The sequence below is a fragment of the Natrinema sp. H-ect1 genome, from assembly GCF_041821105.1.
GTDB classification, from domain to species: domain Archaea; phylum Halobacteriota; class Halobacteria; order Halobacteriales; family Natrialbaceae; genus Natrinema; species Natrinema thermotolerans.
The window spans coordinates 26,506-48,095 of sequence record NZ_JBGUBA010000011.1 but is presented as its reverse complement, the minus strand read 5'-3'; the positions used below and the strand labels follow the sequence as shown (position 1 = coordinate 48,095).

At 50.7% G+C, this 21,590-nt stretch carries 17 protein-coding genes; 8 read left to right on the top strand and 9 right to left on the bottom strand.

The window, feature by feature from the left end:
* Positions 1–9: 9 nt before the first annotated feature.
* The 4 genes from ACERIM_RS16695 to ACERIM_RS16680 all read right to left on the bottom strand — a co-directional run bounded on the left by ACERIM_RS16695 (position 10) and on the right by ACERIM_RS16680 (position 5,016).
* Positions 10–945 (bottom strand): NAD-dependent epimerase/dehydratase family protein, encoded by a 936-nt coding sequence (locus ACERIM_RS16695; RefSeq protein WP_373633518.1) that lies wholly within the window; start codon positions 943–945, stop codon positions 10–12.
* A gap of 157 nt (positions 946–1,102) precedes the next feature.
* The gene (locus ACERIM_RS16690) at positions 1,103–2,086 is read right to left on the bottom strand and encodes a sugar phosphate nucleotidyltransferase (RefSeq protein WP_373633517.1); all 984 of its coding nucleotides are present in this window, start codon (positions 2,084–2,086) and stop codon (positions 1,103–1,105) included.
* 382 nt (positions 2,087–2,468) lie between these two features.
* Positions 2,469–3,434, bottom strand: coding sequence for a sulfatase-like hydrolase/transferase (locus ACERIM_RS16685; protein ID WP_373633516.1), 966 nt, complete (start codon positions 3,432–3,434; stop codon positions 2,469–2,471).
* Between the two features lie 82 nt (positions 3,435–3,516).
* The gene (locus ACERIM_RS16680) at positions 3,517–5,016 is read right to left on the bottom strand and encodes a flippase (RefSeq protein ID WP_373633515.1); all 1,500 of its coding nucleotides are present in this window, start codon (positions 5,014–5,016) and stop codon (positions 3,517–3,519) included.
* Between the two features lie 56 nt (positions 5,017–5,072).
* On the opposite strand from ACERIM_RS16680, the gene ACERIM_RS16675 reads away from it, so the two are divergent.
* Positions 5,073–6,404 (top strand): sulfatase-like hydrolase/transferase, encoded by a 1,332-nt coding sequence (locus tag ACERIM_RS16675; RefSeq protein WP_373633514.1) that lies wholly within the window; start codon positions 5,073–5,075, stop codon positions 6,402–6,404.
* Positions 6,405–6,453: 49 nt separating this feature from the next.
* On the opposite strand, the gene ACERIM_RS16670 is transcribed toward ACERIM_RS16675, so the two are convergent.
* Positions 6,454–7,539 carry a glycosyltransferase family 4 protein gene (locus ACERIM_RS16670; protein WP_373633513.1) on the bottom strand — a complete coding sequence of 362 codons (1,086 nt, stop codon included), beginning with the start codon at positions 7,537–7,539 and terminating at the stop codon, positions 6,454–6,456.
* 449 nt (positions 7,540–7,988) lie between these two features.
* Between ACERIM_RS16670 and ACERIM_RS16665 the strand changes: the two genes are divergently transcribed.
* Positions 7,989–9,182, top strand: a complete 1,194-nt coding sequence (locus ACERIM_RS16665; RefSeq protein WP_373633512.1) for a glycosyltransferase family 4 protein — start codon at positions 7,989–7,991, stop codon at positions 9,180–9,182.
* Between the two features lie 13 nt (positions 9,183–9,195).
* Here ACERIM_RS16665 and ACERIM_RS16660 read toward each other — a convergent pair whose 3' ends face one another.
* Positions 9,196–10,389, bottom strand: coding sequence for a glycosyltransferase family 4 protein (locus ACERIM_RS16660; protein WP_373633511.1), 1,194 nt, complete (start codon positions 10,387–10,389; stop codon positions 9,196–9,198).
* A 162-nt stretch (positions 10,390–10,551) separates the two neighbouring features.
* On the opposite strand from ACERIM_RS16660, the gene ACERIM_RS16655 reads away from it, so the two are divergent.
* From ACERIM_RS16655 to ACERIM_RS16640, 4 genes are all read left to right on the top strand, one after another.
* The gene (locus ACERIM_RS16655; protein WP_373633510.1) at positions 10,552–11,688 is read left to right on the top strand and encodes a glycosyltransferase family 4 protein; all 1,137 of its coding nucleotides are present in this window, start codon (positions 10,552–10,554) and stop codon (positions 11,686–11,688) included.
* A 975-nt stretch (positions 11,689–12,663) separates the two neighbouring features.
* Complete coding sequence (locus ACERIM_RS16650; RefSeq protein ID WP_373633546.1) at positions 12,664–13,662, top strand: transposase; 999 nt, start codon at positions 12,664–12,666, stop codon at positions 13,660–13,662.
* 114 nt (positions 13,663–13,776) lie between these two features.
* Positions 13,777–15,426 carry a hypothetical protein gene (locus tag ACERIM_RS16645; protein ID WP_373633509.1) on the top strand — a complete coding sequence of 550 codons (1,650 nt, stop codon included), beginning with the start codon at positions 13,777–13,779 and terminating at the stop codon, positions 15,424–15,426.
* A gap of 770 nt (positions 15,427–16,196) precedes the next feature.
* Positions 16,197–16,889: an FkbM family methyltransferase gene (locus tag ACERIM_RS16640; protein ID WP_373633508.1), complete on the top strand. Its 693-nt coding sequence runs from the start codon at positions 16,197–16,199 to the stop codon at positions 16,887–16,889.
* Positions 16,890–16,905: 16 nt separating this feature from the next.
* On the opposite strand, the gene ACERIM_RS16635 is transcribed toward ACERIM_RS16640, so the two are convergent.
* The 3 genes from ACERIM_RS16635 to ACERIM_RS16625 form a co-directional block, all read right to left on the bottom strand.
* A complete protein-coding gene (locus ACERIM_RS16635; RefSeq protein ID WP_373633507.1) occupies positions 16,906–17,100 on the bottom strand; it encodes a hypothetical protein in 195 nt (64 codons plus the stop codon).
* Between the two features lie 130 nt (positions 17,101–17,230).
* On the bottom strand, positions 17,231–18,025 hold the full coding sequence (locus ACERIM_RS16630) for a glycosyltransferase family 2 protein (protein ID WP_373633506.1): 795 nt from the start codon (positions 18,023–18,025) through the stop codon (positions 17,231–17,233).
* A 1,216-nt stretch (positions 18,026–19,241) separates the two neighbouring features.
* Entirely contained in the window at positions 19,242–19,502 is a 261-nt protein-coding gene (locus ACERIM_RS16625; RefSeq protein ID WP_373633505.1) for a MarR family transcriptional regulator, read from the bottom strand.
* Positions 19,503–19,737: 235 nt separating this feature from the next.
* Between ACERIM_RS16625 and ACERIM_RS16620 the strand changes: the two genes are divergently transcribed.
* Entirely contained in the window at positions 19,738–20,142 is a 405-nt protein-coding gene (locus tag ACERIM_RS16620; RefSeq protein WP_373633504.1) for a hypothetical protein, read from the top strand.
* The gene (locus ACERIM_RS16615) at positions 20,132–21,085 is read left to right on the top strand and encodes a hypothetical protein (protein WP_373633503.1); all 954 of its coding nucleotides are present in this window, start codon (positions 20,132–20,134) and stop codon (positions 21,083–21,085) included. Before ACERIM_RS16620 ends, ACERIM_RS16615 begins: the two co-directional genes overlap by 11 nt.
* The last annotated feature ends 505 nt before the right edge of the window (positions 21,086–21,590 follow it).

Here is a 21,590-nt window from a genome sequence, read left to right as displayed (position 1 = left end):
GTCGCGAGTTCAGTCCCGCAGACCGAACTCCGCGCACAGTTCCCGTGTCGCCTCCCGGACGGCCTGATCGCTCTCGTGGGCCGGTTCCCACCCGAGGGCATCGAGTTTCTCGATCGAAAGGCGCATCTTCGGCACGTCACCGGTCCAGCCGCGGTCGCCGCCGGTGTACTCGTACTCGGGCTCGAGATCCAGTTCCTCGCTGACGATGTCGGCGATGCGAGTCACGGACGTCGTCGTCCGCGTCCCGAGGTTGTAGGTCGCCAGCGGGCCGTCCGCGTGTTCACAGACGTGTACCATTGCGTCGATGCAATCGTCGACGTGCATGTAGGACTTCTCTTGGCGGCCATCACCGAGGATGGTGAGCGTCTCGGGGTCGGCCTGTAGCTTCTCGATGAAATCGGGGACAACGGCGCCGCGCAGCCGCGCGCCGACGATGTTCGCAAACCGGAACGTGCGGACGGTCAGGTCGTGAGAGTACGCGTAGGTCGAACAGAGTCCCTCGTCCGCGAGTTTGCTTGCCCCGTAGACACTGATCGGCTCGAGCGGCGCGTAATCCTCGGGCGTCGGCCGCGGTGCCTCGCCATAGACCGTCGACGTCGACGTATAGGCGAGGTCCGTGACGCCAACCTCGTCCATCGTCTCGAGAACGGTGTAGGTCATCTGCGTGTTCGCCTCGAACTGTTCACGCGGACTGTCGGTGTTGACGGTCTTCGAGGCCGCGAGATGAAAGACGCGGTCGAAATCGCTCGTGAGAACGCCCTCGAGGGCGTCGTCGTCGGTGAGGTCCCGTTCGACGAGCGTCGCACCCTCGGGAACCCACTCCGCGCGGCCGTTCGACAGGTCGTCGACGATCGTCACGTCGTTGTCGGCCTCGAGGAGCCGATCAGTCAGGTGCGATCCGATGAAGCCCGCGCCACCGGTGACGAGAATCCGTTCGTTTTCCATACGAAGGCGGGAGCAGCGGGGAGGGTAAACGGTTCGACTTCGCGACAGGTATGGTGCTGCTTCCCACTAGTGTACTAGGCGGTGATCTATCCGCAGTAATCAGAGCTGTGTCGCGGCCGCGGGGCCACGGTCGCGATTGAACGCTCTGGACTGTACGTTACCCGCTCGACGGTGGTTCAGTGAGCGTCAGCTCCGGGCCGAGTATCGCCGATTCTATTCCGGTCCCGCGGAGTTCGGCACCCGTCCCGATTATCGCTCGCTCAACCGTGCCGCCGGTAATCGTGGCGTCGGGGAAGACGACGCAGTCCCGGAGGGTCGCGTCGGTAACGTGGGCCCCCTCCATGACGTGTACGTTCGCCCCGACCGTCGTCCCCTCGAGCGACGCGTCGGGGTGGATCGCGCTGTCGCCGTCGAACTGCCAGGCGACGGCATCGAGGTAGCTCTCGGGCGTCCCGATGTCGAACCAGGCGCCGTCGAACGTGAACGCGTCGACGCGCTCCCGGTCGACGAGCCACTGGACGAACCAGCCCGGCTCGTCGGGGTTGTTCTCTCCGGCCAGGTACGTCTCGAGCAACTCGAGGTCGTCCGCGCGGAATCCGTAGCAGGCGACCGAGACGAGCGTACTCGGCGGGTCGTCGGGCTTTTCCTCGAAGGCGACGATCTCGCGGCCGTCGTCGGCAAGTTCGAGGACGCCGTAGGATGTCGCGCGGTCGTAGTCGCCCACGTCGTAGGCGGCAAGCGTCGGGGTTTCTCGTCGGCGGAAGCAGTCGACGAACTCGCTCACGTCGAAACTGAGGAGGTTGTCGCCCGCGATCACGATCGTGTCGTCCGTGAGGTTCTCCCGGTCGACGAGCTGGGCGAGCGCGCCGATCACGCCGAACTTCTCGTCCTCGTCGGTCGTGTCTTCGATCGATAGCTGGGGCTTGTGGTAGTCGTTGGTCTCGAGGTGGGCCTCGAACTCGTCCGCAAAGCGTTCGTTCGTCGAGACGTAGACGTCCTCGATTCGGTCGTCGGTCTCGAGGTCCTCGAGGACGCCGTCGATAACGGTCGTGTCGGCGACCGGGAGGAACATCTTGGGTCGGTGGCGGGTGATCGGCCAGAGTCGTGTAGCGTAGCCGCCTGCGAGTACGATTGCGTCCATAGGTGGGGAATTCTCCGTCGTGTAAAAGATATTTTCCTATTTAATAGATTGGTCTCGGGATGTCTCTCTATTGTCGCTGTTGGACAGAACATATAGTATTCCATTCCCATGAAAGCAACTCTCGGAAGAGGAGAGAACGTAACTCTGACTATCTATTGAGGACAACGCAAGAGGTGTTTGAGATCAGCGGTTAGCTTATTTCGACTTCTAATCTGATCAAATAGTGTACTGGGGGGGCAATAGACCGATCCTCACACCTTAAGGAGAAACCACTGACTACTACAGGAACAATGATAGATATTCCGGTTACGTAGACGTATCCGCAGAACTGAAAGAAGGACTCACACGCTGCTGACCGCAGGGAACCCATTTTAATATATAATCATTCAAAATAGCCTAAGTTACGAAGTCGCTCCTTCACCTCGTTAGGATTTTGTTTTTCGTCTAGTTCTACTTCTGGATTGGATGTTGAAAGGTCCTCTGCTGTCGTTTCTACCCAGGGTACTTTTTTTAGAGACGGATGCGGGATTCCTACTCCGTGATCATATAGACCCAACTCACCGAATAACTCCCCATGATCCGATGTTATCACCACATCATTAGCTGAGAAATTACGTAGTAAACGTGAGACCTCGTCCAGAACATAACGCAAGTTATCCATATATTCGTCCCATACTTTGCTCTTTCTTTCCCCATTCCGTAATTCCTGGAAGGGATAGCGCTGCCAATCTTCTAATTCTTGGTCATTATCGCGATTACCTAAGTAAGGTGCATGAGGCTGCATATAATGAACAATAGTCTTTGTGGGTGATTCTAAGCGACCAACTTGAATAGCATAATCAGTAACATCTTCAGCATATGGGGTATGTCCATGATTATGGCGATCAGAGAGATCCCAAATAGGATGGTAACTATCCAAATCTCCCTTATTGACTACATTACGTCGGAGTAGAGGCTCTACCCATTCTTGATGGCTTATCCATGTTCCCTCAGTTGCACCCCACTCTCTCCAATTTGGATCCCGAGAAAGTACATCGGAGGAGAATCCATTGGCCGATATATATGTTGTTTCCCCAACCATGTCTTTATTTTCATCTCTAAATGTATTCGCCATCCATTCCTTCGACGTTGAACCTACTGACCATTCAGACTGGATATTTGATATGAAATCGTATTCTTCTTCAACTTCTTGGATGGCGTCTACTCGACAAGCATCTAGGATAATAATTAAATCCCACTCATGGTCATAGATATTGGAACCGATCTCCATATATTTTGATGTGGTTAAATATGCGAAAGCACCGACAGCGTAGGCCTCCTCCAACAATTTCCAGATTCTGTTGTTCATCTTTTGTACTACACTTCCCCTCAGGGAACATAAATTACATCATGGGACTCTATGATCGAGTTCTCTTCTACTATTGCCTTGATCATATAATCCTGTTCTTTACCCATGTAAGATCTACGTCTAAACGAGATTCCATCTGCTCGATGAGGAAAATATCGTTTTGATCTATTGACCGGGTCAGTATCAGGGATAGTAGATGTATGATAGATATCAGTATTCCAATCACAATCAATTCAAGCAAGTTAAAAATCATACCAGTAAGAGAGAGTGAGATTAGAATAGCTAATATTGTTGTTGGGATAAGCGGAAGTATATTGTTTCTTGTGAAAGGATGAGCCGATGATATTCTAAGAATAAAATATACTTCTATTATATTATAAATTGCAAAACTAACTACTGTAGCTGCTGCCGCTCCGATGATTCCAAATTCCGGAATTAAGAGAAAATTCAATATAAGATTTGCTATCACTCCTATAGCTGCGCATGCCAACTCTAATTTCGTTCTATTAATAGCTTTAATGAAGTCTGTGTCCAATCCGACTATTGCTCTAATGAAGAGACCACCAATCAAAATGGAAAGGACAGAAGAAGCAGGGATATAAGCACTCCCCAAAAATACTTTTATGACACTCGTTGGAAAAAGACAGAAAACCAATACTATAGGTAGGGTGAGCGAAATTATCCACTTTGTTGAAACTCTATATAACTGATTTAGAGCTGAGTAATCATCTGATTCAAAAAACTGTGTTGCTAATGGCAGGAATAGGAATCCAAACGAACCAGATACAAATGTGGTTATTTGTCGGAATGGCTGAATTGAACGATAATAGCCAACCTCTGTAGCATCAACATATATACCCAGTATTAAAAGATCTAACCTTGTGAGAAAGAGGGACAGTGTTGCGCTCAAAGCAAGAGGCCAAGAAAATCTCCATAGTTTTCTGATCATTTCTCTGTCTACTGGACCAATATGATATATATTGTGCTTTCTAAGACATACAATAGACGTCAAGATCATACCTGTCGGTACAGTAAGCCAATAAACAATTGGGCCGAATCTAGGTGGAGACGTAAGCAAGAGCAAAATAAGCAAGGTTATCCCTGCTATCTTTGGGACGACCCATTTAGATATTGTTGCTGCAATTGACTTCTGCTTTCCTCTTAGACCGGAGAACAATACTTCGGCAAACGGGTATAGAAATATATAGGGTGACAGTAGGAGGAGAAAGGGACGCATGCCATTAACACTAAACACATACTCAATACGGGATGATACTAATAAGAACACCAAAAATGAAATAGCAGTTGCGGTTAGTATTATTATATATCCTGCAGACAATATGGCGGAAGAACTGCTTTCAGTGTTTGCGGATAACAATCTAGTTACTCCAGCCGGAACGCCTAGTAAAGCGATAACACCAAATGTTGAAACAATTGCATAAGATAGACCTATCTGTCCAAGTAATTCTGGACCGACAAATTGTATAATGAGCAACTCTCCAAGCAACCCTAACGATTGTCCAAAAATAGTCCCTATGGATACAACGATAGCACTCTTAGCTAGATCAGCAATTCCCTTCATATCTATGATCAGCTTAGAGTAGCTTTATCAGGCATTGGCCAGAATGCTATAACAGTATGACAGACCATCCAAGTATTGCAGTTGTAGTCCTAGATACTCTTCGAGAAGATATATTTCGTTCGCTTTTCGATTGGCTTCCTGGCATGAGATTTACTAACGCATATTCAACATCTCATTGGACGGTACCGGCGCATGGATCCTTATTTACTGGATTGTACCCTAGTGAGATAGGCGTCCACAGTAGATCTCAAACGCTGGATTGTGAGAACCCCACCATCTCAGAAGTGTTAAATGAAGAGGGATTTGACACAACTAAATATAGTGCGAATTTAAACATTCATGCGTGGGAGGGCTGGAATCGTGGCTTTGATACAAATATCGGGCCTGATGATCTAACTTCTCCTTTTAATGTTGATACAGTGGATTTCACCGAATTCAAATCTAATTCAGGTCATACCGGTCTCCAATTGTATTTAGCATCAGTTCTTAGATGTTTCAAAGATGATTCTTCAACTATTTTCTCACTCTTAGAAGGAGTTCGCCAGGTTCTAGAATCCTATGATCGGGGTGGGAGTAAAGCAGTCACTCGCAAAGTACAACAGGAAAGCTTTGAACAAAATCATTTTTTATTTGTAAATTTGATGGAATCTCATAGCCCATATTTTCCTCCGGAAGATTATCGTCGATTAGATAAGTCAGTAAGTCCTAAAAGTTGGGAATCCTTCTTAGATGGTATAAGTAATTTAGAAGATATTGAGATAGCATATGAAGACTCGGCTAAATACCTATCCGACAATTATAAGGAATTATTTAAAGAGTTGTCTAATGAATTTGATTATGTTATCACGTTATCAGACCATGGTGAAATGCTTGGTGAGTATGGAATGGTCGATCATGTATCTGGCTTATACCCAGAACTAACGAAAATACCAATTGTGATTTCTGGAGAAGATATACGAAATACTACTGTTCAAGAAGCTGTTAGTATTTTAGACGTTCATGCAACCATTGCCGATATTGCTGGAGTTGATGTAGGCTCACGTGGCCAGTCTTTGTTAATGGAAATTGAACCTCAAGACAGACTAGTTGAATATCACGGCCTCCCTTCTTGGCTCCGAGAAACTTATATTCAAAAAGGTGTCTCTAATGAGATATATGAAAGCTTGAATGAGAATCGCTATGGTTTCGTTGGATCCGATGGTGAATACTCTTTCGAAACTTCCACTGGCGAATTAAAGGTAACAGCAGATTCGCAGATAAGTGCATGTAATCGGAGGAGTAGAATGAACGATCTTATAGCAAATCTGAATAAGAGAGAAGTAAAAGAAAGCAATTCAGAGCCAGACGATGCCGTACTCTCTCGACTGGAAGATTTGGGATACGCTTGACTCAGTGAACTCCGTATACAATATTATACATAACCCCCTTCCTGTTGGATTATTTGAGTGATTCAGTATAGTATAGAGGTTCTGCCATTTCATGTACGTCTGGAGGATTAGGTGGTTCTGTGCCGATAACAGATAAAACTGCCTCTGCTAACTGCTGAGGGTTCTCTGGATCTACTATTGATGATTCATCAAGAATCATTGCAGCACCAGCACTTGAGGTTGTTATCGCGGGAGTTCCACAAGCGAGTGCTTCTAAAACAACGATTCCCCAAGGTTCATGCCGTGAGGGGAGTACTAACACATCGGTCTGTTGAAGTAATTTTGTCTTGGTTGATTCACTAACTCTCCCAAAGATTTCTACTCTATTATCTGATGTAGTAACGGTTTCAATAGGATCTCGAAGAGGACCTTCTCCTGCAATCCAGACTTTTGCTGAGTCTGGAAAGTCATCAATAGAATTGACTAAAACATCTACACCTTTTCGCCTCTCAACAGTGCCGAGAAAAAGGATTGTTGGTTCGCCCTGTGGAGGTTCAAAATTTGAACTAGGAGTCGAGAGTATTGACGGGTCAATCGCCTGTGGGCGCGTTATGATCTTTGAATTAGATGCATCTTTATTCAAGGCTGCATCTCGAGCTAATTCGGAATAAGCAATGATCCGGTCTGAGGTTTGGTATAGGATTCGTTGGCCCATACCTGTGCTCTTCCAGAACGCTAATGCAAGAAAATGCTTTAAAAGAGATTGTTGCTGGTAACGATTATATCGGTAGTTTGTATCGATCTCCTCTGTCCATATTGTAAATATTGAATTCTTTATTATTATAAACGGTAGTATAAGAAGCATTGTCGGAACTAGGTTGGTATCGCTCGTCCCGACTACTTCCTCAAACTCTCCTCGGAGGAGATGGCACGGGAGTGTTGGCACAAGCAGAAAAGGGCCAACTCTAATCGATGGGAGTATTTTTTCATCAAATGAACCCTCTCCACTAGCAGAGTCCGGTGACCATCGATCTCCAGATCCATCAGATAGATAATAATAAACAGTGACATCTCGTCTTTTTCCTATTTCATTGAAAACAGCTCGCCGATATGGCGTGGGGGCACGTTCAACGATAGCAACTGGGCCCGATGTCATATACGACTCTTACTCTCCAGATGAATAAATCAATTGGAGAAGCACCTCTAGTCTGTTCTTTGTATTTCTTCATTTTCTAACAACCATGTTGTATGTTGGCATACCCCCGGAAATAACTTCTCGATAGCTAGTTAATCTCTATGAGTATAGAAAACAAGATCGTTAGTCGTCGTGTTGATAACGAAGGGTAGATGGGAGAGGTCAGATCTACAAACTCCAAGAAAAAGAACCAAGTGGAGGACATGAATGGTGGGATTGAAAGGAGATTAGAAAATATATACTGCCAACAATGGATATTGGCTATACTGATACAGAAAATATAGATGAGGAATTAACCAGAATCTTTTTCTACACATTACTAACAATATATGCCTAGGCTCTATTTGATCACTAAAGTGATAGCCAGATATACTGAAAGGAAATAACTGCTCTGACATAGATTATAATAAATGGATATAGTAATAATAACAGACCTTTATCCACCAGAGGTCATCGGCGGAGCGGAAAAACATGCCTCAGACGATGCGAAGAAACTTGACGGGCTAGGGCATAACGTCCAAGTAATCACTACGGGAGCAGAGGCACCCTACAAAAAATTCTCAGAAACACACCGTTCGGGAATACAAATTTTCCGGTTTCGCCCTATCAATATTCATCCACCAATTGAATATCAGGATGTTTCTCTATGGGAGAAAGTAATTAACCATGTGATCAATCTCTGGAATCCTCATGCAAAACGTATGGTACAAAACCAATTACGTGATCTCGATCCAGATGTAATTCATATCCATAATTACAGAGGATTTTCGGGAGCGGTGTTTGCAGCGGCCGCTACGATTGATGTTCCAGTAATCCTTACCCTCCACGATTACGCGTCGTTACACGTTAGGTCGAGTCTGTTTAAAGAAGGGGAAATTATTGAGCCTGGACGAATAATGAAAATATACCAATGCTATAATGACAAAAATATAAGTGATAGTGTTGATAAGATTGTTGCCCCCTCTCAGTTTATCATCGATAAGCACCATGAAGAAGGCATATTCATCGATGTGCCAGCCGAGCGAATACCACTAGGGATAGATAAAGGTGACCTGGATAAATTCGATGGTAAAATGACTGATTCATCTATAAGCCGTCTTCTCTACGCAGGTCAGCTCACCCACAGCAAAGGAATTGACATTCTCATCGACGCGGTGAAACAAATCGAGGATTCCGATCTCGAACTCCACGTTTTAGGGAAAGGACCGAAGCGAGAATCGCTCGAAGAACGAGCGAGGAGCGACGATCGAATCGAATTCCATGGGTTCGTCTCCGAGGAAGAATTAGCTCGCCAGTACGCTATTGCTGATTACACTGTCGTTCCCTCCCGATGGTACGACAATTCGCCAATGGTCATATACGAAAGTTATGCACGCCAGACACCGGTTATCGGAGCTAATATTGGTGGTATTCCTGAACTAATTGATGAAGGTGAAACGGGATATTGCTTTGAACCTGAACAACCAAATGCACTCGCTGAGGTAATCGAGACACATCGAGAGGATTCCAGTCGGCTTTCAAAAAATCTAGAGGACGTTGATGTGAGTCTCGATACCCACGTCAATCGACTCTTGGACGTGTATGAGTCGCTATTAGACTACTAGATACTGTTCAACCCTATGGTGAATCTCTACGCACTGTAGTGCGTGCAACTGAACCTTCGCAAACGCTCTTGTAGACTGTCTCCATAGCTTCTGCACTTGCTTGCCATGAATAGTTTTCTGCACAGAGATTTCTCGCTGCTTTTGCATCGAAATCCTCGTTCGATAATGCAGTTCGAATTGACGAAGCGAGTTTATCAGGGTCCTCCTTAGGAGTGATCGTTCCGATAGGTTCGTTATCGACCTTTTCAGCGATACCGACGACGTTCGTAGTTACAACGGGCGTACCGCAAGCCAATGCCTCCAGTAATACTAAGCCAAATCCCTCTTGGTCGCTACTTGTCGAGGGCAGCACGAACAGATCGACTGCCGAATAGTAACTGACAATATCTTCTTCGGGGACCCGTCCCAGGAAATTGACGAATGAGTTAATACCGAGTTCGGTGGCTCGCTGTTCATACTTGGACTTAGCCTCGCCGCCTCCGCCGATTAGGAGTTGTGGGGTAGTTATATCTTCATTGGCTAGCAATGCCATCGCCTCCAAGAGGTCAGTCAACCCTTTGTATTCGTGGTGACCGTCAAGGACACTTAAGAAGAAAAGTGTTGGACGTGATTGGTCGAATCCAAGACGGTCCAACTCATCGGTATCGACCATCTTTGGTTTGAAATAGTCGATGTCAACTCCGTTTGAAATGACCTCAGTCTTTCCCATTTTAGAATTGAGATGAGATGAATCCTCCAAATAATCTGGCTGGGTGACGATGATCTGATCTGAATACCGAAGCGTCCCTTGGAGCATGGTCTTATTGTAAATCTTAGCAATGTGATTAGCGATTCCCTCACCTACGATATCATTATGATAGGTAAGCACAACTGGTGTTCCAGTTGCTAGGCCAGCAAGTACACTGAGATCGGCGAACCACGGCGTTGGTAAATGTGTATGAATTATATCTGCAGTTTGTGCTTCCTTCAGTAGTACTACTGGAAGAGTGGGGGTGATGTTCGTGTTCGCAATCTGACCGACGCTGGTCAATCGTCGCACGTCGATACCATCGATGGTTTCACGACGAACTGTCTCGTCATTGACCTTCGCACAAACTACTGTTACATTATGGCCGAGTCCTACCAATTTCTTCGAAAGATCGTGAACGTACGTTTCGACACCGCCGATATAGGGGAAGAATCGGACCGGCGTGTGGAGAATATTCATTGAAATTTAGTAAGATATATCCAAGTATCAAAGATTCGGTCTCGAACTGAGCGAGCTTGATGCCTCACCAATCAATCTGTTGCTACTATTGGGATGTGGGAAATAATTCACTAATTAGGGACACCGAAACAGTATTTTGATTCCCTTCTCTTTCGGTTGATAATGCGTGTCGCTTTCGTGAGTAACGTCGTATTCCCTTTTGTTAAGGGAGGTGCTGAAAAACGGATTTACGAAATAGGCATTCGCCTCGTCAATAGAGGGCATGACGTGACTGTCTACGGTAGACACTTCTGGGACGGTCCAAAAGAAATCGGGTACGATGGAATGACGCTCCGAGCCACTGCACCTGAGTACGACCTCTACGAGGGTGAGCGGCGTTCAATTACTGAGGCAATTGACTTTTCGGCCCGCCTCGTCCCGACGCTGCGGAAGCACGTTGATGAACACGACCTCGTAGTCGCTTCCGTCTTCCCATACTTCCCAGTGCTGGCTGCGAAGCTCGATACACTCGGTATGGATGTCCCGTTAGCGGTCACCTGGCACGAGGTCTGGGGATCCTATTGGGAGGAGTATCTCGGTCGTCTCGCACCGTTCGGAAAGAGCGTCGAATACGTGACCGCGAACACGCCTCACTACCCGATCGCCGTCTCGAGCGTCACAGCCGATCGTCTCACAGAAATCGGTCCGTCGCGAGACGAGATCGAGGTCGTCCCCAACGGGATCGACCTTGACCAGATCGAATCGACACGGTCCGCCGACGATGAGTTCGATATCCTGTACGCGGGTCGACTCATCGAGAACAAGCACGTCGATCTCCTCCTTGAGGCCTTCGACCGAATCGCTGAAACTAATCTTGACGCCACACTTGGAATCATCGGTGATGGCCCGGAGTTCGATTCCCTTGAGTACCAGGTCCAGACTCTGACCCACGCCGATCAAGTAACGATGCTGGGCTTCCTCGAAGAGTACGACGATGTCCTCGCGCATATGCGCGCGGCGGACGTCTTCGCGTCGCCGTCCACTCGAGAAGGATTCGGGATCACGTTCGCAGAGGCAATGGCCGCCGACTGTACCGTTATCGCCGCTGACCATCCCGAGTCTGCAGCCTCCGAAGTGATAGACGACGCAGGGTTCCTTGTCTCCCCTACCGTCGATGATCTCGCTGACGTCCTCCAGCGGGCACTTGATGGCAAGCGACCCGAGACGGATCCAGTGGCGCGAGCCCAGCGATACGACTGGGACACCGTCGCCGAACGGGCAGAACAGTGTTACCGGCGAGCGATCGACGGCACCTGGTAATGGACCATCCCAGAAACCAATCTATACAGCCCGATCAGTCCACTACTGGGCGGGACTGAAAGGAGCAACCCGCTTGAGGTGCGAGACGACGCAAGCACTGCAGCGTAGCAAGGAGCGCAGCGAGTCGTAGCCCTTCGACCGCGTCGGAACTTTCTGAGAGACTCACTACAAAGTTGCAGGAAAGAATAGACATCAATAATCCTGCTCAAGGTCACTCATCTCCAGTTCCCCTTCGAGATCCGTAAGTCCTCAATCAGTGATTTGGTAGTAGCCGCGTTTCTCATCGGTCTTTTTGAGTAGTCCGGCGTCAGAAAGCACATTCATTCGTTGCGAATCGTGTTCTAACTCCGATCGAGGACATCGAGTTCTTCGATGAGATTGTACCAGACGACAGTCGCCGGTAATGCGAACCGATGACCCGTCTTGATATTGAGTCTTGGATACCCTCTAAATTCCACCCCATTATTATTAATATAGAAGTGGAGAAGATAGGTGTTGACCAATCACAAAAAACGGGACAGCTAACCTCAAGTTGACTCGGCGATCACGATGTCGGCTCGCACGAGGACAATATGGAACTCAAGATCAAACGAGGGCCTAGCCAAACTTAAGTACATCTCCGAATACAAACACGCTTCTTTTCTATCTGATCCAGCATGTTAAACGATGTACCAAGCGTCAAGAAGTGGCATTTTGACTTGTTGAAGGTCACTTGAGTCCATATTACGCTATCTGGTAGAGTGGTAAATAGATGATATTAATTGGTGTTAATGGTTGTAGATCTGGTGTTTGTTCGGAGATTTAGGTATGCAAGTAGTAGAATTAAAACGATCAGTCTCGTAACCGCCGGTCCAACAAACTCTCTGTAACCTAATATCTAGTCGATTACTGTTGCGACCGCGCCAAGTAATAATATAACTCCCATAGAGCGTGTCATAGAAAACCTCCCGTGGGAGGTCGCAGGGTTTGGAAACTGTGTCCAGCAGTACCAACGCCCTGCAAGACGTAGCTTCGGTAGACGACTTCTTGAATGCGGCGGCTACGGAGACAGTACCGCTGTTCGACCATCTTGAGTTCGAGTTTCTCCTGGAGTACGACGTGTTCGCCCCCGCTTCGAGGGGGCGAACACGAGTTCACGAGCCACCAGACCTCTTTCGCGGCTTTCTGCACTGCTACTACGAGAATGTCTACGGTACTCGTCCGATTACACGCGAACTCCAGCACGGTCTCGTCTGGTACTACTGCGGTCTCGACAAACCGCCATCTAGAGACACGATTGACCGCTTTCTCACCGACCTCGAACACGTCATTGACGATGTCTTCGACAGGCTCGTCGAGCAGGCCGCCGCCCGCGGCCTGCTCGACTCGACGTACTCCATCGATTCGACGCACATCGAAGCAATCCAGTCCAATGACGCTGCTTCGTGGAACTACGATCCGACAGCTGAGGAGTACTACTACGGCTTCGGCTGTACGATCGTCTCGACCGGCGCAAAGATCCCGATCGCGGCAGAGTTCACGCAGGCCAAACAAGCGCCCCAAGAGACGGCGATGCGCGTCACGCGTGACGCACTCGCCGTCGAAACACCGATCTGGATGCTTGGAGACAGCGCCTACGATCTCCTCGATTGGCACGACCTACTGCTGGCCGCAGGGGTCGTGCCAATCGCCCCGTACAACCCGCGAAACACTGACGATCCGAAAGACATCGACTACAGGGTCGAAGACCGCATCACCGAACACAGCGACGACGTTCAGCTCAAGCAGTCCGTCCTGGATGAGACGTACAACAGTCGAACAGGTGTCGAACGAACCAACGACGCGGTCAAGGATTGCGGCCTCGGGTACGTCCGCGCCCGAGGCCGCGTCCACGCACGAACACAAGTGTTCCTTGCACTGTGTCTGCGGATCGTCGTTGCAATTACCAACTACGAACGGGGAGACGACCCTGGCCGAGAGAAACTCACGCTATGAGACTGATTCTATGACACGCTCCCCATAACTTAGGAACCGCCCCTGGCCCAGAGTCATTGTTAATTATCTGGTTATAGTGAGGCATAAATAGGTTGCGAGCAAACATGTGATAGTATGGACTTACGGCCGAAGTGTATCTTCGTTCTGCTGTTCCTTGGATTTGCCTTTTCAGTATACGTCTCTCGTGTCTCATACTTTGCTGCTGTAGCGTTCTATACCCTGTTACTCGCAGGACTAGCCTATACTTCCCCAAATGATGAATTTGGTATCGGGATATTTCTCACTGGACTTACTGGACTTCGGACATTCATTTACCTGATTATCCCCTCGATGGTTGGTCCTGACCCAGATAAGGTAGCGTCCGGTGTCGCACACGTTTCTCATTTCCATTCTAATTCCGCGATATCTGGACTCTCCTTCTATCGATGGGCCAGCGGCCTCCACTGGGCTGGAGCAATTAATCACTATGTGGTCGGTCCTCTTGGCCCCCATCCTTGGCGACTCGCGCTAGTGTTCATCCCGATCTCTTTGACTATCGTTTCCGGTCTTGCCGCCTTCGCCCTTAGTCGAAGGCTTGGATACCGAGGGCTGGCTGCGGGTATCCTCACACCGACCGGCGGGATGGTCGCAGCATGGAGTCTACAACCGGTTCCCCAGACACTTGCTGTGATCACTCTGGCTAGTATCGTTCTCCTCGTTGTGATTTTTCTCCAGGCTACGACCAGTCCCCATCTCGTTGGGCCCCCACAGAAGCGATGGATCCAAGTAACAATCCTGTTGCTCTCGGCCTCTCTCTTGTTGACTCATAAACTCCCACTATTCGTGATTACACTTTATTTCGCAGCAGCTGCAATCCTCACCCGATCGCCCCAGCGCATGAGTCACATGCAGATAGCCCTCGTTCTCGGGATAATGACGGCGGTTCAATGGTTTTGGGCAACTGACTTTGCATGGGCAGCCGTTCGTAAGTTAATCGCGTTCTTCCTCAGCGCAGGGATTACTACAGCATCGCAATTCGATACACCCGCATCTACAGTTGTTCTTGGCGGTATTACTGGCGTACTGATACGGAATCTGCATTGGCTTGCCCTTAGCGGCTTCGCTGGTTTTGGATGGTTGCTGCTTATCAACGACCGTCGGAAAGGTAACACTTCCGACTCTGCAATGTATGTTGCCGGTATTGGGACTGCTGGGGCCGCTCTGGCTGCGATGAGTGTGGTTGCTCCAGGGTTCTCGTACTCGCGAACAATCATGGTGGTCACGCTCCCACTCGCACTTTTAGCTGGAATAACAGTAGAACGGACTGGGAACATCTCGGCGGGGGCGGCGATCGGATTAATCGCGTTTCTCCTAGTAGCTCAAGTGGGTGCTCCGTTTGCGACTCCAGACCACCCATTGAAAGTTCGATACCACCTGACCGACGAAGAGATGACTGCAAAACAGACCATCGACGGTGTCACAGAAACCATCTATACTGATGACTACTACGCAAGAGAGTTGAGTGAAATCACCCATGAGACGACATACAATACGGGGACAGTCGGTGCATATCAGGAGGGGTGGAACCCTTTGGGAGAGGCCCTCTACACGTACAATTTGACCTCAGTTAATCACCCGATTGTAATTAGGGACACGCGGTATCTTCGGCTGCACGGGACCCAGCGCCTCGATTATGATCCTGATGACCAACTTCAGGCAGAGCGAAGTCTCGTCTACAAGTCTAGAAATGTTAAAATGTACTCCAGGTCAAATAAGAATTCTTAGCCATCCTATGATAATGGCCGCACCGTTGGTCAGGGTGTGGGATCGACTGGTCGCCGACCTCGAGAATCGCCGCATCATCATCAACTAACCGTCCAGTTCGACGACCGCCGGATGAGTCGTAATTTCGATTTCAGTCCCAGTAGCGTACGCACTCGCCGACTTCTCGAGTTCGAACTCGAACGTAAGCCCGTTATCGCCGGCGAGTAGGCTGTTACCCACGCTTGCATCCGCTCGCGTCGGCTAATCGAGTCCGGTTCGTAGACACGAAATGATCCGGTTCGATCGGACGTGACTGCCATCTCGTCTGGATCGGACTCGTCAAGGATGTCGAACGATCCGAGTCGAGTTCTGTCGTTATCAAGATGGAGCATCTCGTTTTACGAGAAGACGTCCTCAACCAGATCAAACATTGAGAGTTGGACGGCGCTGTCGTTGCGCGTCACATCGAACTCGGCAATCAAGTACTCCTAGTCCTCGGCAACGACCGTGCCGACGAGCGCTGCACCAGCAAGTTTAGTACGAGTGAAAATACTCCATACACAAACTTATCAGCGTTGAACGCTTTCTGCGACCGTATAGACGACTGTGAAAACGCCGAGGGTCGCAAATACGTTCCACTCCTAACCCAGTCCGTAGTCAAACAGCAGGACTAGCGAAGCAGCGACAGCGAACGTAATTATACTCCGTGCCATCAGTACACCGATGACACCTTTTAGAGGGAAGTCCAGATTAGTACAACATATATATTACCGCGGCAAGTGTATTTATATATGATGTTACGAAGAATGGCCCGTGTCTACTATCAAGAGGGAGGTCGAATCCTATTTTGGAAAATATGGGCAGAGATTGTTTCTAGAATGCCGAAGAAGAGTGGAGATAAAATTCGGTTGGCGGGTGTTGAAACGCAGAGGCCAAATTCACGAGTGTTGGATGGGGTAATTGGGAGGCCAGGTTATGAGTCGATTGAGATCAGTGCAATCCGTGAACATGTGAAGCCAGGGGATACTGTTTTAGATATTGGTGCTGGCTTTGGAGCAACGACAGTTCAAGCAGCACAACGGTGTGGTCCAGAGGGGAAAGTAGTTACCTATGAGGCCTCATCGCACGCATCAGAGGCCATCCAATATGCGACTGAGCAGAATGAGTGTCCAGCCCCTGTTGTGGTCTATAATGCAGTTGTTGGATCGGGACTTGATATCCGTCTCGACGGGGGTGATGGAGCAGATAAAATCTCTCCCTCTAATCTCCCACCATGTGATGTAGTTATTTGCGATGTAGAGGGTGCAGAGGCGGAGATACTAGAGGATATGGGCTGTACCCCTTCAACTGTAATTGTCGAAGCACACGAGCATATGGACTCCGGTTTCACAGAGATTACTGACATACTCACAACCCGAAACTACCGTATTGAAGAAGTCAAGGGCGATATCGACACAATCTCGAATATCATCGCCAAAAAGTAATGTGGACGACGCACTGTCAAGCACGTGGAACGCCTTCTTTGATGTTCTCCGACGCCAGATCTGCTAAGAGATTCTGGTTGTAAGCACTTGGTTTCGTGCCTACCATCGCGTCACGGAGTATATGGAGGACCTCTCGGAGAAAGTCATCGCCATCCCATGATCCACTAAACTCGACGCTCTCGCCAACAAGAGTCTCCTCATGGTCGTACATGTCCACAGTGTTGCCGTCAGAGTCGAAATAACAGGTCATATTCTCACCCCCAAGAGAATGGTCGCACGGTCAAACGCAGATAAGTTAGTTCCGGGGTTGGTTTCCCCCTCGAACAGTAGTTCGATTCTAATTAACATTTTTCATCAATCCACCACTCTTCCCAGTCATCGTGGTGTTTTCTCACGGCTTGTAGTTGGCGCATCTGCGCATCGACAGCTGGGTAAAAGATGGCAGACATAAGGGCGAAGAATAACCCTTGCCACCCATCAAGGATTGACCGCTCATAGAAATATCGGTATCCAAATGCCCCGAACCCCTTCAGATAATAGTATAGAATCGACGGAGTTTGGCCATTCTGTGTGTCGTCGAGCGCATCCGCAGCTGTATATCGCAACCACTTGTCCACGTATTCGTCTATTTCGTCGTAGGCATAGTGATGGATCGGATTCTGCAACTTTCCGGCGTTGAACCCATCACGGACGTGCCATTCCTCGCCAGCAACAGCATCATCCCAGTCTAATGCCTGCCTACGGGCAAGGATTGGTCGCTCCTTGTGTTCCGCGTGCATCCAGCGCCCCCACATCCGGTTTCGTTTCGTCGTCTTATAGGCGTCTCTCGAAGGTGCAGTGAGTTTTTCGCATATCTCCTCTGCTAGCGGTTCGCGGACTTCCTCATCAGCGTCAACGTAAAGCAACCACTCGTTTGAGGCACGCTCCTTGGCCGTTTCAAACATATCCGCGAACCCCTGAAACTCATAGTCGTAGATGATTGCTTGGTCGTAGCGCTGTACGATTTCTCGCGTCCCGTCATCCGAGTCGCTATCAAGAATGACTATCTCGTCGGCAAAGCCCGAAACGCTATCAAGTGCTCGGGCTACTGTATCCGCATCATTGTACGTGGGTGTACAGACCGACAGCGATTCCATATGATCCCATATATGGCTGATGGATAAATAGTCCTGAGATTGTTATTAGAGAGTGGATCCAGTGACGTGGTCACTATGGCACGGCGAGGATGTTCGCCTTCGCAGTCTAATCGTATTATAAGTGCCCCAGAGAGTTCCAGAAGTCCCACGGAGCGAATTGCCGATATAGCGGGCAGAGCATTTCCTCCGTAGACGACGCGTCCTTAATCTCGGATCTATTCCCCGGCTTGCTTGTTTCCAGTTGTAGCTACGCGAAGCAGGCACATCGAATTCAACGGAACCAGTAGCCATATCTTGCACGTCGTCCGAAACCTCCAATATATCCTATTGGGTGGTTATGGTGCATAGCTCTCTGTCGGGTGACTGTATGCTCGGATCGGTAACTCAATGAGACAGAGGCGATGGGTCCACGATGTCGGCAGTACGATCCTCCCAGGACGACCAGCAACGAGAACCTCAGTCACGCCGAGCGTTGACGCCCGCACGAGATTGATCGCGAGGCCGATCGGGTGGCCGGCGTACCGACTCTATAGTAGCCACTGAAACGATTTACACACTGATCGCGACGCAGTCGTGCGATCAGGTGTGCAATGACTTTCAGTGGCTACTATAGGTGTCGGCTGTCCAAGGACGATCACGGAGCCGCTTGTCAGCGTCAGTCGGTAGTCGCCGCGGTTGTAGTCCGCTGAACAGGCAGAGCAGTGCTACCGGCGGGCGATTGACGGCAACTGGTAGGAGCTGCGTTTTCCGTCATAGATCAACTATCGGTTTTGTTCAGTTCAGTAGAGTCGTCGTTTTCGTTCATCGAATATTCCTCGTACTCCCCGCCGAGTGGTGTGTATCGTCCTTTCGCGTACTCGCGACCATACGGATGATCTAAGAGCCCCAATAGAGGAGCGCCCGGTGGAGTCGTAGTCCTAGGCGCTTCTGGAAACTCATACAACTATCTCGATGACTATCCTAATACGGATGATGCCAACTACGCGTTCGATAACTATACTCGACGAACGAAAATCGAAGTCGATCACAGGTAACTGCGCTATCGTTGACCGGATAGACTAGTTCTGCGCAAATACCCGTACTCTGTACTCGTTACCGATAGCTTGCTAACCGGACTACCGCCGGGTGGGACTGAAAGGGGCACGCGATCGAGGTGCGAGACGATGTAAGCACCGCAGCGAGTCGCAGCCCTCGAGCGCGTCGGGGCTTTCTGGATCTAGTTGTTCCCCTCGAGTTCGCTCACGTCGAGTTCCCCCTCGAGATACGCGGTTCCCGTATCCGTCAATTGATAGAGACCAGTATCGACTGATTCGATAAGTCCTGCATTGGTTAGTTCGCTACATCGCCGACTTACGTACTGGCGATCGTATTCGATGTTCACCGCGAGTACTTTCGGAGAGACCAGAATCGGATGAGCCTCGAAAAAGAGCATAATCTCGTAATCGACAGGTGCCATCCAGGATACCCGCTCTACCATCTGTTCGTGAGTGCCTACCATCGATACGGAAAAAGTAGTGCTATCCGAGAGGGCTTCGTATACGAATGTCTACCTACTTAGACAACGTTCGTTGTCAAGATTTATGTCAGTGGATGTTCTTTTCTCCAGCACGGAAGCTAAATGTGACTCTTGCGGTTTCAGAGTTGCAAAATTGCGGACCGGTGTTTGCGGCACCGAGTCCGTGAGAAGCTCCCGTAACTACCCTACGGAAGCCATGACAAACGACGATTCGCGGGGCCTTGAAAGCCCCGACCGACACGCATCGACGGACACCGACCTAGACACAGTCCGCAACCGCCTCGAGGCGATCACCACCCTCACCGAAACGCTCCTCGAGGACGTCCGCCGGACCGGAGCGACGCTCGACGAGGAGACGCGCCGCGACGCGACCCGTCGGCTGCGGGAGATCGACGCGGAGGCGCGACGCGTCGGCCTTGAGCTGTGTGACCGGCCGCTTTCGGTGACCGAGGACCCCGCGACGCTCGCGGGCTGTGACTCGCTGACGACGACCTATTCCGGCCCGGAACCGGGGGCGATCGACGCCGTCGGATCGAAGCGCACGGACGACCCCACGCAACCGACCGACGACTGCAACGGCGGTGATCGCGATGGCGAGTGACCCGGCCCACGACGACCTCGCGGCGCTGCGCGAGCACGTTGCGACCCTCTCCGAGCAGGTCGCGGCCCTTACTGACCGGATCGACGATCTCGAGTCCGAGTGCGCCCGCAAGGACGAGCGCATCGCGGATCTCGAGTCCCAATTAGACGAGTGCGAGTCCCGGACGACGGAGACCGAACGCGCCGCCGAGGCGGCGCTCCGGAAGGCCGACGCCAACAAGGACCGCGTCCGCGAACTTCAGGCGCGGGAACTCGAGAAGGGGGCCCACCTCCGGACCGAGACCGTCGATCCCCACGAGGTCGCCGTCGCCGGCGACCGCCTCGAGAAACTGACGAAAGATGACGGCGAGACCTACTACCGCGTCCCCGACTCGAGCGATCCGCTCGATCGGAGCGACGACGTGGCGCTCGCTCACGGCGATCTCCTGCCGATCCAGCAACTGGCCCGCATGGACGCGGACATGCGCCGGTCGACGGCCAACTCCCTCCCCACCCGACTCGCGGCGAAACTCTGGCAAGCCAGGACCGATCCCGCCGTCGGCGACGACCCCTGGACCGAGGGCTGCAAGTCCGTCGACGAGTACGTCACCGCCTCCGATCTTAAACACTGGATCCGCCGTCAGGAGGACGGCATCAGCGAGACTTACGCGAAGAAACTCGTCTCCCGCACGATCGATGCCGCGCTCGACCTCTCCAAGCATCGACTGGCGGTCCGCAAACGCACCCAGCGCAAGAACGGCCTCGAGTACACCGAGCGCCGACTCATCCTCCCAGCCGACGCGGCAATCCCAGGCGAGACGACGACCTCGACGGTCACCCGGCCGACGGACTCGAGCGGAACGCCACCGGATTCGAACGAAACCACGCTGGACTCGAGTCCCCCGCGGGACTCGAGCGAGAGCCCGCGAGTGACCGCCGACGGGAGCGGTCCCGGAGACAGCTGACGTCTTCGGCAGACCGTGGACGGGTCAGTCGGCCGTCCCTCGAGAGAGTCCGCATCTCGCACGCGATACTGCACTCCCCCGCGACGAGCCGGTGATCGGTGGGTTCGGTAGCTGTGGGTCTCCTCGCTCGAGCAGTCGTCGGCAGTCACCACTGCGACGGGCTCGACGTGGTGGCCGGAGACGACAGTCGTCCACGGAGCGGGAGCTGACGAGTCGGTCCCAGCAGGGCCAGTCGATGCGATCGGCCGCTGTCACGCAACTGCGGTTAGCATCGGCCCCCCACTCTCGGTCGTCCGGTCCGACGGGTCGGCGTCTCGAGACTAGTACCCGCGTCTCGGACCCATCCGGAGCCGCCTACTCGACGGACTCGCCGCATTGCATGCAGATATCGTCCTGCCACGGGACCGTAATGCGGACTTTGCGTGCTGTCTCACAGTTCGGACAGTGAACTGTCCTCGTGGTCGGATCGTCACTCATACTTTTCCCCTCCCCATAGTCGGCCGAT